The organism is Xenorhabdus ehlersii, from assembly GCF_003610465.1.
Classification (GTDB): domain Bacteria; phylum Pseudomonadota; class Gammaproteobacteria; order Enterobacterales; family Enterobacteriaceae; genus Xenorhabdus; species Xenorhabdus ehlersii.
The window spans coordinates 121,008-134,194 of the sequence record NZ_RAQI01000006.1; the positions used below are offsets into that span (position 1 = coordinate 121,008).

At 43.1% G+C, this 13,187-nt stretch carries 10 protein-coding genes and 8 tRNA genes; 10 read left to right on the forward strand and 8 right to left on the reverse strand.

Translation table 11 applies throughout. The features are described from left to right. Positions 1-122: 122 nt before the first annotated feature. Together cysK and cysZ are read right to left on the reverse strand one after the other, a co-directional pair. Positions 123-1,076, reverse strand: coding sequence for a cysteine synthase A (gene cysK, locus BDE27_RS16950; RefSeq protein WP_099132070.1), 954 nt, complete (start codon positions 1,074-1,076; stop codon positions 123-125). Positions 1,077-1,306: 230 nt separating this feature from the next. Then, positions 1,307-2,083, reverse strand: a complete 777-nt coding sequence (gene cysZ / locus BDE27_RS16955) for a sulfate transporter CysZ (RefSeq protein WP_099132069.1) — start codon at positions 2,081-2,083, stop codon at positions 1,307-1,309. 220 nt (positions 2,084-2,303) lie between these two features. Here cysZ and zipA point away from each other — a divergent pair, with 220 nt between their 5' ends. The 4 genes from zipA to BDE27_RS16975 all read left to right on the forward strand — a co-directional run bounded on the left by zipA (position 2,304) and on the right by BDE27_RS16975 (position 7,013). Further along, positions 2,304-3,239, forward strand: a complete 936-nt coding sequence (gene zipA / locus BDE27_RS16960; protein ID WP_099132068.1) for a cell division protein ZipA — start codon at positions 2,304-2,306, stop codon at positions 3,237-3,239. A 63-nt stretch (positions 3,240-3,302) separates the two neighbouring features. After that, a complete protein-coding gene (gene ligA / locus BDE27_RS16965) occupies positions 3,303-5,321 on the forward strand; it encodes an NAD-dependent DNA ligase LigA (protein ID WP_099132067.1) in 2,019 nt (672 codons plus the stop codon). Positions 5,322-5,497: 176 nt separating this feature from the next. Further along, positions 5,498-6,688 carry a NupC/NupG family nucleoside CNT transporter gene (locus BDE27_RS16970; RefSeq protein ID WP_099132151.1) on the forward strand — a complete coding sequence of 397 codons (1,191 nt, stop codon included), beginning with the start codon at positions 5,498-5,500 and terminating at the stop codon, positions 6,686-6,688. Between the two features lie 109 nt (positions 6,689-6,797). Then, on the forward strand, positions 6,798-7,013 hold the full coding sequence (locus tag BDE27_RS16975; RefSeq protein ID WP_099132150.1) for a DUF3820 family protein: 216 nt from the start codon (positions 6,798-6,800) through the stop codon (positions 7,011-7,013). 255 nt (positions 7,014-7,268) lie between these two features. Here the strand turns inward: BDE27_RS16975 and BDE27_RS16985 are convergent. The 3 genes from BDE27_RS16985 to gltX all read right to left on the reverse strand — a co-directional run bounded on the left by BDE27_RS16985 (position 7,269) and on the right by gltX (position 9,099). Then, a tRNA-Ala gene (locus BDE27_RS16985) sits at positions 7,269-7,344 on the reverse strand. Between the two features lie 66 nt (positions 7,345-7,410). After that, positions 7,411-7,486, reverse strand: a tRNA-Ala gene (locus tag BDE27_RS16990). Between the two features lie 197 nt (positions 7,487-7,683). Next, positions 7,684-9,099 carry a glutamate--tRNA ligase gene (gene gltX, locus BDE27_RS16995; RefSeq protein WP_099132066.1) on the reverse strand — a complete coding sequence of 472 codons (1,416 nt, stop codon included), beginning with the start codon at positions 9,097-9,099 and terminating at the stop codon, positions 7,684-7,686. Positions 9,100-9,369: 270 nt separating this feature from the next. Between gltX and BDE27_RS17000 the strand changes: the two genes are divergently transcribed. The 6 genes from BDE27_RS17000 (at position 9,370) to BDE27_RS17025 (ending at position 10,010) form a co-directional block, all read left to right on the forward strand. Beyond that, positions 9,370-9,445 (forward strand) — tRNA-Val (locus tag BDE27_RS17000). 34 nt (positions 9,446-9,479) lie between these two features. After that, positions 9,480-9,555 (forward strand) — tRNA-Val (locus BDE27_RS17005). A 45-nt stretch (positions 9,556-9,600) separates the two neighbouring features. Continuing rightward, a tRNA-Val gene (locus BDE27_RS17010) sits at positions 9,601-9,676 on the forward strand. Between the two features lie 46 nt (positions 9,677-9,722). Continuing rightward, positions 9,723-9,798 (forward strand) — tRNA-Lys (locus tag BDE27_RS17015). A 30-nt stretch (positions 9,799-9,828) separates the two neighbouring features. Beyond that, positions 9,829-9,904 (forward strand) — tRNA-Lys (locus BDE27_RS17020). A 30-nt stretch (positions 9,905-9,934) separates the two neighbouring features. Next, positions 9,935-10,010 (forward strand) — tRNA-Lys (locus tag BDE27_RS17025). Between the two features lie 89 nt (positions 10,011-10,099). Here the strand turns inward: BDE27_RS17025 and BDE27_RS17030 are convergent. Genes BDE27_RS17030 through mtnK form a run of 3 tightly spaced genes read right to left on the reverse strand, consistent with a single transcriptional unit; the run spans position 10,100 to position 13,141 of the window. After that, positions 10,100-10,744, reverse strand: coding sequence for an L-fuculose-phosphate aldolase (locus tag BDE27_RS17030; RefSeq protein ID WP_099132065.1), 645 nt, complete (start codon positions 10,742-10,744; stop codon positions 10,100-10,102). Between the two features lie 27 nt (positions 10,745-10,771). Continuing rightward, positions 10,772-11,866: an S-methyl-5-thioribose-1-phosphate isomerase gene (gene mtnA / locus BDE27_RS17035; RefSeq protein ID WP_099132064.1), complete on the reverse strand. Its 1,095-nt coding sequence runs from the start codon at positions 11,864-11,866 to the stop codon at positions 10,772-10,774. Positions 11,867-11,875: 9 nt separating this feature from the next. Then, positions 11,876-13,141 (reverse strand): S-methyl-5-thioribose kinase, encoded by a 1,266-nt coding sequence (gene mtnK / locus BDE27_RS17040; RefSeq protein WP_099132063.1) that lies wholly within the window; start codon positions 13,139-13,141, stop codon positions 11,876-11,878. Positions 13,142-13,187 lie beyond the last annotated feature (46 nt).

Consider the following 13,187-nt stretch of genomic DNA (forward strand, 5'->3'; position numbering starts at 1 on the left):
TTAAATACTAAAGCTACTTGAATAAATCATCTAAGAAAGTTTTAAACTTTGATCTGATGCACAAAAAAGCACCCTAGAGGTGCCTTTTTGTCAATGTAGTGAAAAATTCTATAGAGTGATTTTTACTCACCGAGTAAGTCAGCAAACAGTGCTGTACTGAGATAACGTTCAGCCGACGAAGGCAAAATCACCACGATATTTTTATCCTTGTATGCATCTTCTTGCGCTATTTTGATGGCCGCCGCAACAGCAGCACCTGAAGAAATACCGGCAAGAATACCTTCTTTTTCAGTGATTTCACGTGCAATTTGCATCGCTTCTTCATTGCTGATTTTAAATACACGGTCAACTAATGTTAAATCTAAGTTATCAGGAATGAATCCAGCGCCAATTCCCTGAATTTTATGTGGGCCTGGTTTAAGTTCTTCACCCGCCAATTTTTGGCTGATAACAGGTGAACTTTCTGGTTCTACCGCAACGATGGTAACTTGTTTGCCCCGAGTATTTTTTAAGTAACGGGCAACACCCGTGATTGTGCCGCCAGTTCCTACGCCAGCAACAAAAACGTCTACATTACCGTCAGTATCTTCCCAAATTTCAGGGCCAGTAGTTTTTTGATGAATTTCCGGGTTGGCAGGATTGCTGAATTGTTGCAGGAGTATATAACGGTCGGGATTGCTGTCATGAATTTCATTAGCTTTCTCAATCGCACCTTTCATGCCTTTTGCACCTTCGGTCAGCACCAAATTTGCGCCGAGTGCTTTTAGCAACTTACGTCGTTCAAGACTCATTGTTTCAGGCATGGTCAATGTCAGCTTATAACCACGGGCAGCTGCCACATAGGCAAGTGCAATCCCTGTATTACCACTGGTTGGCTCGATAAGTTCTTTATCTTTGGTCAGAATGCCACGTTTTTCAGCATCCCAAATCATATTGGCACCAATGCGGCATTTGACACTAAAGCTGGGGTTACGGGATTCTACTTTCGCGAGAATGCGACCATTTGCGAAATTTTTTAAACGTACTAGCGGAGTGTGACCAATAGTCAACGAATTATCTTCATAAATTTTGCTCATTGTTCGTTTGCCCCTAACATACCGTAAATACTGATTAACCATACGCTAACATCCTATTTATGGAAATAAGGTTTCAGTCTATTCTTATTATATAAAAGAATAATTGATGGTCATTTTATATTCTTCTGATTATTTAAGATTGGCATGAATTTTTAAACAAAGCCCCCAGACATGCTTATGACCTGTCAGGGGGCTTGTCGTAGGCAAAAGGTAGTAAACAGAAGATTAAATTAGTTTGATAAAGTGTGATTCAGGGCATATTGAGCACGGTAGCGATCAACCCACATCGCAGTGGCTCCACAAACCGCAACGGGCATGATAAACAGATTCACAATTGGGAGCATGGTCAGAATGCTTACTGCTGCGCCGAATTGCAGGTTATCTATTTTATTTTGGCGTAATGTATTGCGCATAGTGGTAAAACTGACTTTATGAGTATCAAACGGGTAATCACAATATTGGATTGTCAGCATCCAGGCACTGAAAATAAACCAAAGGAGAGGAGCGATGGTTTGGCCTATTCCTGGAATGAAGTAAAGTAACAATAGGATAAGTGCACGCGGAATATAATAAAGAATTTTCACTACTTCGCGTTTCAGAATACGGGGCGTGTCTTTGAGTAAGTCGATAACGCCAGTATCTGGTGCCGGAATGCCTGTTAAGTCAGCTTCCAGTTTTTCTGCCAGCAAGCCATTGAATGGTGAAGCGATAAAATTAGCTAGTGTACTGAAAAAATAAGTAAAAACCAGTAAGATAGAGATAACTGCAAGTGGCCAAATTAAATAGCTTAACCATTGCATCCAGTCTGGTATTTTATCGAGAGTCCATTGTATCCAGTCACCCAGTTTATGATATAGCCACCAAAATGAACCACCTAGCAATAAGATGTTAGCCAATAAAGGTAATAGAACGAATCTCTTAATGCCAGGACGGGTTATTAGTTGCCAACCTTGGGCAATATAGTGAAATCCACTCGCATGTTTTGGCAACTTTGTCGAATTCGTCATATTTTCTTATTCTCCCTTAGATGATTGAGACGGTATGATATAGGCAGGACTTTCTACTGACCAGTCGTTTTATGAGTAAAAAACATCCAAAAAAACAGAGAAATTCTCTCATTATGGTAAGAAAAGTATGTAGAGACTTGCACTTGTCTTATTTGACAAATACTCTTATCTAAAGAATATTCCGCCGTGATGGCAATTAATTTAAACAACAGAGATAGCAATGATGCAGGATTTGCGTCTGATATTAATCGTTGTTGGTGCGATAGCCATAATAGCTTTGCTATTACATGGGTTGTGGACCAGCCGTAAAGAGCGTTCATCACTCTTTCGTGATCGCCCAGTTAAACGTCATAAACAGGGGCGTCAGGAAGAGCCAAAGGATGATGATGGCGATGAACTGTTTGATAATACGTCAAAATCGAATGTTCAGGAATCGGCGAAACCGCATACTGAACACCGCGCAGAGCCGGTTATCGAACGTCATGCGTCTGAATCGTCGGCCATAGTGCCTGATGATGGTACTGATCCTTTACTTGCAAGGCATCAATCTGATGCTTCTACAGTCAAGGTAAAAGGTGTCGATGATCAACAGGAAGAACCACAACTTGGTTTGTTCGACCCGATTGAATCCGCTGAATCGAAAGAAGCCAGGGTAGCAGAGTCAAACTCTGACATTGTGGAAGGGCAGCCAAAGGCAGCGAAAAATGAAGCACAGTCTAAATCTGAACAGACTAAAAAAGAGACAGTGTTGGTGTTGCATGTGGCCGCTCATCATGGGCAGGAACTGGATGGTGAAGTCTTGTTCCAAAGCGTTTTACAGGCAGGCTTCCGGTTTGGTGAGATGAATATTTTTCATCGCCATCTAAATCCATCGGGTAGCGGTGCTGTGTTATTCAGTTTAGCTAACATGGTAAAACCTGGCTCATTTGACCCAGACCAAATGACAGATTTCACTACTCCTGGCGTTTCCATATTTATGCTTGTGCCTTCATATGGTGATTCCAATCAGAATTTTAAACTGATGTTACAGGCAGCACAGCGCATCGCTGCCGATGTGGGAGGCGTAGTTCTGGATGGTGAGCGCAAGTTGCTGACACCACAGATGATCGAACTCTATAAGGCGCGTATCCGTGATACGCTCAATGTCAGTGAATAACCTCTCTTTTTATTAGTATCAAGCCCCCGCTAGTCGGGGGTTTTTCATCTCTGGTGAGAAGTCATGGAAAATATTATACAAAAAATCAAAGAATTAAGAGTTACATTACGTCATCACGAATATTTGTATCATGTTATGGATGCGCCAGAGATCCCTGATGCAGAATATGATCGTTTGATGAGAGAATTAAAAGCACTGGAAGAGCAGCATCCAGAACTGGTTACTGCGGATTCTCCTACCCAGCGAGTGGGAGCTGCACCGTTAACGGCATTTGAGCAGGTACGCCATGAGATCCCTATGCTATCTCTGGATAACGTATTTGATGAAGAGAGCTACCTGGCATTTGACAAACGCGTTCGTGATCGTCTGAAAGACAGCCAGGATTTGGTGTTTTGTTGTGAGTTAAAACTTGATGGTTTGGCGGTCAGTTTGCTGTATGAAAATGGGGAATTGGTGCAGGCAGCGACTCGTGGTGATGGGACAACGGGGGAGAATATTACCGCCAACGTTCGTACTATTCGTGCCATTCCCTTGCGTTTGAAAGGGGATAATATTCCCGCTCGCGTCGAAATCCGTGGTGAAGTCTTTATGAAACAAGCCGGATTTGAAAAATTCAACGAAGAAGCGCGTCGCACAGGAAATAAAGTCTTCGCTAATCCCCGCAATGCAGCGGCTGGATCATTGCGTCAACTTGACCCTCGCATTACTGCCAAGCGTCCACTTACTTTCTATTGCTATGGGGTTGGTGTGTTGGAAGGCGGAGAGTTACCAGCAAGCCACTATGAACGCCTGATGCAATTCAAGCGGTGGGGACTGCCTGTCAATGACAATGTGAAATTATGCCAGGGAACTCAACGGGTGATGGATTTTTACCATGACATTGAGCAGAAGCGGCCGACACTGGGCTTTGATATTGATGGAATTGTCGTCAAGGTCGATTCCCTCGAATTACAAGAAAGGTTGGGCTTTGTTGCCCGAGCGCCACGTTGGGCGACAGCTTTCAAGTTTCCGGCTCAAGAGCAGATAACTATCATCCGTGATGTCGAGTTTCAGGTAGGACGTACTGGCGCCATTACTCCGGTTGCTCGTCTGGAGCCTGTATTGGTGGCAGGTGTTACGGTGAGTAATGCCACGCTGCATAATGCAGATGAAATTGAACGTCTGGGGCTGCGTATTGGTGATACGGTGATTATTCGTCGTGCTGGAGATGTTATTCCGCAAGTCGTGGGCGTTGTTTATGAAAACAGGCCAGCAGAAACTCAGGAAGTGATTTTTCCCGCACATTGTCCGGTTTGTGGCTCAGATATAGAGCGTGTCGAAGGTGAAGCAGTCGCTCGTTGTACAGGAGGCTTGTTCTGTGGAGCGCAGCGGAAAGAGGCACTGAAACATTTTGTTTCCCGTCGTGCTATGGATGTTGATGGCATGGGCGAAAAAATTATTGAGCAGCTTGTGGATAAAGAGTATGTCAAAACGCCAGCTGAGCTTTTCCGACTGACAGCCGGAAAATTAACGGGTCTTGATCGTATGGGGCCTAAGTCTGCGCAAAATATCATTAATGCTTTGGAGAAAGCGAAGAAAACCACTTTTGCACGCTTTATTTACTCTTTGGGTATTCGTGAAGTTGGCGAAGCGACAGCTGCCAACCTGGTTGCACATTTTGGCACGTTAGAAAAATTACGTGCAGCGGACATTGAGGCACTGATTGCGGTGCAGGATGTGGGAAATGTTGTTGCCCGCCATGTTGTGAATTTCTTTAATGAGCCACACAATCAGGTGGTGATTGATGATCTGGTTAACAATATTGGTATTCACTGGGAATCGACTGAAAGCTTGAACTTTGATGAAGTCGACAGTCCATTGGCTGGCAAGACAATAGTATTGACGGGCTCATTGAGTCGTTTATCCCGAGACGAAGCTAAAGATAAGCTGACAGCCTTAGGTGCAAAAGTGACAGGAAGCGTGTCTAAGAAAACAGATCTGGTTATTGCAGGTGAAGCTGCGGGTTCCAAATTAGCTAAGGCTAATGAGCTGGGAATTTACGTTATTGATGAAGAGGAAATGCTCCGTTTATTGGGTGGATAATATGTCTTCTACTTAGGGAGGCGATTATTAAAGTGTGATCGAGTTAGCTAAATAGAGACATGTAACCACCTAAATAGTAAATTAGTGTGATAGTAATCAAAATTTACTATTATGTGTTACATAAAATACAGATGTAAATTTGCACAGAATCGTGTTTGGAGCTCTTCTTTATGTCTATATCTCATATTTTACATTTTTTCCTCTCATTAGTGGTCATTGGCGGCCTGGCGGTTTTGGCAAGTAATAACCGGAAGGGTATTAAGATTCGTTATATTATTCAGTTAATTATAATTGAACTCTTTCTGGCCTGGTTCTTCCTGAACTCTAACGTGGGTTTGGGGGTCGTTAAAGGATTTGACGATTTATTTGTCCATCTATTGTCTTATGCAGCGAAAGGGACCAGCTTTGTTTTCGGTGGCATGATAGAAGCAAATCTGGCCTTTTTCTTCCTAAATGTATTGTGTCCTATCATTTTTATTTCCGCCCTGATTGGTATTTTGCAACACATCAAAGTATTGCCAATTATTATTCGTGTAATAGGTACAATACTGTCTAAAATCAATGGCATGGGTAAACTGGAATCATTTAATGCGGTGAGTTCATTGATTCTGGGGCAGTCAGAGAACTTCATTGCTTATAAGAATGTGTTGGGCAACATGTCTGAACGCCGGATGTATACGATGGCGGCAACAGCAATGTCTACCGTATCTATGGCTATCGTCGGGGCTTACATGACGATGCTGGATGCAAAATATGTGGTTGCGGCACTGATCCTCAATATGTTCAGCACTTTTATCATCTTATCTCTCATCAATCCTTACTCTGTTGAGAATGAAGAAGATATCCATATGAGCAACCTCCACGAGGGGCAAAGTTTCTTTGAAATGCTGGGCGATTATATTCTGGCGGGTTTCAAAGTTGCTTTGATTGTCACTGCGATGTTGATCGGTTTTATTGCCTTGATTGCAGGAATTAACGCAATTTTCCATCTGGTATTTGGTATTACTTTCCAGGAGTGTATGGGATATGTGTTTTATCCGTTTGCATGGATCATTGGTATTCCAAGTGATGAAGCGCTGAAAGTCGGCAGTATCATGGCAACCAAGTTGGTTTCCAACGAATTTGTGGCGATGCAGAGCCTGCAAGAGATGTCTGCTCAACTAAGTGAACATTCGAAAGGTATTCTGTCCGTATTTTTGGTTTCTTTCGCTAACTTCGGTTCCATTGGGATTATTTCTGGCGCTGTTAAAGGGCTGGATGAACAACAGGGTAATGCTGTTGCGCGCTTTGGCTTGAAATTGCTGTTTGGTTCAACGCTGGTGAGTTTCCTGTCCGCAGCAATTACCGGACTGATTTTGAGCCTCTAATCTGTTTCATTAGATTTGATAGAAAACAATCGAAAGTGGCGTTCTGGCGGGCGCCACTTTTTTATATTCATAGTCTTATATTCATAGTGAGATAATGAGGTTGATTATGATGAACAAAGAAAACTTGTTGGAAATAGCGAATACAGCTATGCCATTTGGTAAATATAAAGGGCGAATGTTAATTGATTTGCCGGAAGAGTATTTACTTTGGTTTGTCCGCAAAGGGGAGTTCCCACAGGGAAAACTGGGAGCATTGATGGAAATGACGCTTGCAATAAAAATTGAAGGATTGGACTCGCTGGTAAAACCGTTGAAAGGAACCTGATGGATAAAGTTTTTTTGTTCATTGCAGTTGGACCAGGTTATGTTGATACTCCGTACATGCAAACCCTGCCTACAGATGTCAGAGAATGGATGGCAAATAGTCATCCAATGAAACGTGTAAATACAATAAATGATGACAGGGACAGGCTCTTATAGCCAATTTTTTTAATAATCGACCTTAACCCTTAATGGGATTACGAATACAGCGATATAAGAAAAATCCCTGAAAACTTGCGTCTTCAGGGATTAAGAATTTTGGTGGAGCTAAGCGGGATCGAACCGCTGACCTCTTGCATGCCATGCAAGCGCTCTCCCAGCTGAGCTATAGCCCCACGAATGTGGTTCAGGTTTTGAATACCAAATACTGATTACTCTGATGAGTAAGTAAGATAAGTATTTGGTGGAGCTAAGCGGGATCGAACCGCTGACCTCTTGCATGCCATGCAAGCGCTCTCCCAGCTGAGCTATAGCCCCAAATCAAAATTCTGTAGAACGGGGCGAATCATATGAAAACCAGAGAATTCTGTCAATGAATTCATTAACATTCTCTGTGTAAGCGCTGAAAAAGCCGTCAGTGACCAGTCTGGAGGGTAACAAATCAAGGCACTGTAATAAATTGAGTGCCTTGATTATTCACGCCACATTATGACGTAACATCGGTAAATGACGATTTATTGCGCTTCACGCTGAGCAATATAAACCAGTGCCTTATCAATACGAGATAATGAACGAGCTTGGTTAATAGCATGGATTGTTACATCAACACTCGGAGACTGACCCGCACCTGTAACAGCAACACGCAGTGGCATGCCTACCTTACCCATCCCAACTTCCAGTTCGTCAGCCGTCGCCTGAATAGCGTGATGGATATTCTCAGGTGTCCATTCAGTTATCGCTGCCAGTTTCGCACGGGCAACTTCTAATGGCTGGCGAGCAACAGGACGCAGATGTTTTTTCGCGGCATCTGCATCAAACTCGGCAAATTCTTCATAGAAATAACGGCAAGATTCAGCCATTTCTTTCAAGGTCTTGCAGCGCTCACCCAACAGTTTGATCAAATCAACCAGTTCTGGACCTGTGCGAGTATCAATACCTTGCTGTTCAATATGCCACGCTAAATGTACAGCAACTTTTTCTGCTGGCAGAGTATTAATGTAGTGATGGTTCAACCATTGCAATTTTTCCGTATTGAATGCACTGGCAGATTTGCTGATGGCATCAAGGCTAAACAGTTCAGTCATTTCTTCAACGGTGAAAATTTCCTGATCACCATGTGACCAGCCCATACGAACCAGATAGTTCAACAGTGCTTCTGGCAGATAACCATCATCACGGTATTGCATTACGCTGACTGCACCGTGGCGTTTGGACAGTTTTTTACCATCGTCGCCGAGGATCATAGAAACATGGGCATATTCTGGGACAGGTGCGCCAAGCGCTTTCAGGATATTGATCTGACGTGGGGTATTGTTGATATGGTCTTCACCACGAATAACATGGGTGATTTCCATATCCCAATCATCAATTACCACACAGAAGTTATAAGTTGGTGAGCCGTCGGTACGGCGAATGATCAAATCGTCCAGCTCTTGGTTACTGAATTCAATCGGGCCACGGATACTGTCATTAAAAACGACAGACCCTTCTTGTGGGTTGCGGAAACGCACAACATGTGGCTCATCGTGACTATGCTGGCACTCGTTATCACGGCATTTTCCGTCATAACGTGGTTTTTCACCATTAGCCATCTGAGTTTCACGCAATTGTTCCAAACGCTCTTTAGAGCAATAGCAACGATAAGCAGTACCTTGCTCTAACATTTCATCAATAACCTGGTTGTAACGGTCGAAACGTTTGGTCTGATAATAAGGGCCTTCATCCCAATTCAGATTTAACCAGTTCATCCCGTCCATAATTGCGTCGATGGCTTCTTGGGTAGAACGTTCCAGATCGGTATCTTCGATGCGAAGAACAAATTCACCTTGATTGTGGCGACTGTATAACCAGGAATAAAGAGCAGTACGCGCACCACCAACATGCAGATAGCCAGTAGGACTTGGTGCAAAACGGGTTTTAATTTTACTCATCAGGAATTGCCTTAATTACGTTTCTCTTTATTAGAGAGCGTGTTGGATGATTGAAGTAACAACAGTGGGAGTTATTTTATCACTGCACTTCAATTCCTCAATGGCGTTAACGGCAGGTTATTGAGAAAAGCTAAAATAACCCGCCTAAATGATACCATTACGTGACTATAATTGTTTCATTCTGTTTAATTTTACGACGAACGATTGTTTTAGTGATAAAAAGCGTTGACTCACTTCGAACTATCCCTATAATGCGACTCCATCACGACGGGGCGATTAGCTCAGTTGGTAGAGCATCTCCCTTACAAGGAGGGGGTCATCAGTTCGAATCTGGTATCGCCCACCATATTTCTCGTAGTGATAAAAATGATTTTGTGATTGGGCGATTAGCTCAGTTGGTAGAGCATCTCCCTTACAAGGAGGGGGTCATCAGTTCGAATCTGGTATCGCCCACCAATCATAAATCAGTGGTATTGATGTCGTTAATAGTCATCGTGAAGTGGGCGATTAGCTCAGTTGGTAGAGCATCTCCCTTACAAGGAGGGGGTCATCAGTTCGAATCTGGTATCGCCCACCACTTCATCGGGTTGTTTCGTCTCCAGTATCACATTGATATTTAGAATGGGTCGTTAGCTCAGTCGGTAGAGCAGTTGACTTTTAATCAATTGGTCGCAGGTTCGAATCCTGCACGACCCACCATTTAAATATCAAAATCAAAATTATCTAATCGGGTCGTTAGCTCAGTCGGTAGAGCAGTTGACTTTTAATCAATTGGTCGCAGGTTCGAATCCTGCACGACCCACCATTTAGATACCAAAATCAGAATTACCTAATCGGGTCGTTAGCTCAGTCGGTAGAGCAGTTGACTTTTAATCAATTGGTCGCAGGTTCGAATCCTGCACGACCCACCATTTCATCCCAGCATTTCTTATCAGGAAATCGCTTACCTTAGCGTAATATCCCCTTAATACTTTTTCTTCTGATATATAGAATCTCGCGGCTATTTTACCTTTAGTCCATAACTTTTGAATTTTTCCAGCACTTGCTGCATTTCTGCCGGAGAAAGTATCGGAACTGTTCCTATAATTGGCAGCACTTTTAAATAAAGTTGTGCCAATATCTCAATTTCATTGGCCAGCCATAGCGCTTTTTCCAGATTAACTTCCATTGCAATCATGCCATGATGCTGCATCAATAATGCCTTACTGTATGCGATCCCCTTTTTTACATTGTCAGCTAATTCAGTCGTCCCAAAAGTGGCATAGGGAATGCAGGGAACATGATCAGTACCTGTAACGGCAACCATATAGTGGATAGCAGGTATGGCATGATTGAGAATAGAGACTGCCGTGGCATTAACAGCATGGTTATGTACAACGGCATTGAGATTAGAACGTGCTTGATAGCAAGAGAGATGAAAATGCCATTCGCTTGAAGGCACCTTATCGGCTTCATATTCCCCCTGATTACTGACAAATACGATTTGATCAGCCGTTAGCTTTTCATAAGGTATGCCACTGGGAGTAATCAGAAAACCGGCTTGATAGCGGGCACTGATATTGCCCGATGTCCCTTGGTTCAATCCAAGCGCGTTCATTTTGAGACAAGTTTCAATAATCTCTTGGGCGATTTGCTCTCTATTCATCATTTTTACCTTGCATGATAATGACGGTTACCCACACAGATCAGGGAAAAGCGCCCGTAATCCTTCCGCACTGGCATCACAAATCCCACGTTCAGTAATCAATCCGGTGATAAGTTCAGCAGGTGTAACATCAAAAGCATAGTTTTCGCAAGATGTTCCATGTGGCGCTGTGTTGACCCAGCTTCGTAGACCTTCAGGTGTGATGCCATATACGTGGGATTGTTCTTCACCTGAACGTAGCTCAATGGGAATTTCTTTTACGCCATCCCAGACTGTTAAATCCAGTGTAGGAGATGGCAGGGCAACGTAAAAAGGCACCTGATTGGCTTTGGCTGCTAATGCCTTGAGGTAAGTACCGATTTTGTTGCATACATCGCCTCGAGCAGTTGTCCGGTCTGTGCCAACAATACAGAGATCCACTTTGCCATGTTGCATCAAATGCCCACCGGCGTTATCAGCAATTAAAGTATGTGGTACACCATGTGAACCCAATTCGAAAGCAGTTAACCCTCCTTGATTACGTGGGCGGGTTTCATCAACCCAGACATGAACCTTGATCCCGACATCATGTGCCATATAAATTGGCGCCAGAGCCGTCCCCCAATCTACCGTCGCGAGCCAGCCGGCATTGCAGTGAGTCAAAATATTGACCGTTTCGCCTGTTGATTTGGTTTCTGCGATACTCTGGATTATTTTTAATCCATGCTCACCAATTTTGTGACAGAATTCCACATCTTCATTTGCAATTTCATTGGCGATACGATAAGCCGTTGTTTCACGTTGTGAATGTTCGAGATTTTCTAGTACTCGATAAGTTCGCTCCAAAGCCCACTTTAAATTGATCGCAGTAGGGCGGGTTTTCACCAAAACATTGTAAGCTTGTTGCAGACTTTCATCGCTACTTTCTTGATGCATTGCCAAAGCCATACCATATGCGGCGACGGCACCAATCAAAGGCGCTCCCCGTACCCACATTTCTTTGATGGCTGTTGCAGCATCTTGCATAGTGCGTAGTTGAATAGTCTGCACTTCAAAAGGAAGTTTGGTTTGGTCGAAAATTTCGACGGTATAACCATCGCTGGCAAGCCAAACAGAACGGTAATGAATGCCGTTAATTTTCATATCAATCTCTTAACACTGTGCAATATAACGTCTGATTAGCGAAAAAGTGGGATAATTTTCTCCATTGACTACCAATTCTCGTGCCAGTTTTAGTGCCCGTTTTTCACAGATAGCGCGCTGGGTTTGATCTTCAATTTGTTTAAAATCGGCAACACCGGCAAACCCAACAATACGACGATTAATTTCTAAGCCAGCATAGGCGAGTGTGTCTTTAAATAAGGTGGATAGAAAGTTATCTTGCACTGTTTTTAAGAAGGAAGCATCGAATGTGCCCTGTTGATAAAGCACGACAGGATAGGCATCCCCAATGTCTTTTTCATTCCATAATTGGCGAAAATGGCGTTCAAACACCGACCAGGTTGTTTCTATTTGCCCTAAAAGCCATGTCTGGTAATCAACGCACTGGGCATTATTTTCTCGCAGGGCTGGCTGGGCGAAGTAAGCCATCAATAAATTACCGATATAGTTACCGATATCAAACGCCATTGGTCCCATAAAACTAAATTCTGGATCAATAACTTTGGTGGAATTTGGCGTCACCATGATTGAGCCGGAATGGAGATCACCATGCAGCAAAGCTTGTGTTTGCGTCATGAATTGATACTTATACTGCATGGCGGCTTGAATGAGTGCTCGATCTTGCCAAATGGAGTCAATCTCATCGTCAAGTTGGGGGGCAGTCCAGTTATTTCTCTCTGCGTTAAAATAGGGTTCAGTAAAAATCAGATCTTCAGTGATCTTGCAAAGTTCATGATTATTAACGAAGAGAGCAGTAAGATTTTTTTTATCTTTACCAGCCATGCCAATATCGGAGGTATGGAACAGCGTATTCGCAAGGAAAATGCCAATATCTTCGGCGAGATGGGGAAACTTTTCTCCGGCAATAAGGCGATTGCGCAGGATGATATGCTGAGATAAATACTCCATGACAAAGAGAGACATTTTCTCATCATAAAAATAGACATCAGGAACATATTCTTTGGCGACTTTTTTTTCTTCAATTAGAGCATGATATTCAAAATGCGCACGAACAAGGGAAAGTGGCCATGATTCACCCGCAGCCCGTACATAAGGCAGGGCTTGTTTGACGACAATCGTTTTTTCTTTTCCAGAGACGATAAATACTAAATTAAGATTTCCATCACCCACTTCTTGAATTTGCCAGGTTTCAGGGGAACCGCCTGGTGAAATGGTGGTTGGTAAATTTTTAGCAAGATAATGTGATAAAGATTCGCAAGTTTGTGGAATATATCCTGTAGGAAGATGAGCAGACATTATTTTTCATCCTGATAATTTCATGAAGGAAAGTTCATAAATTGCA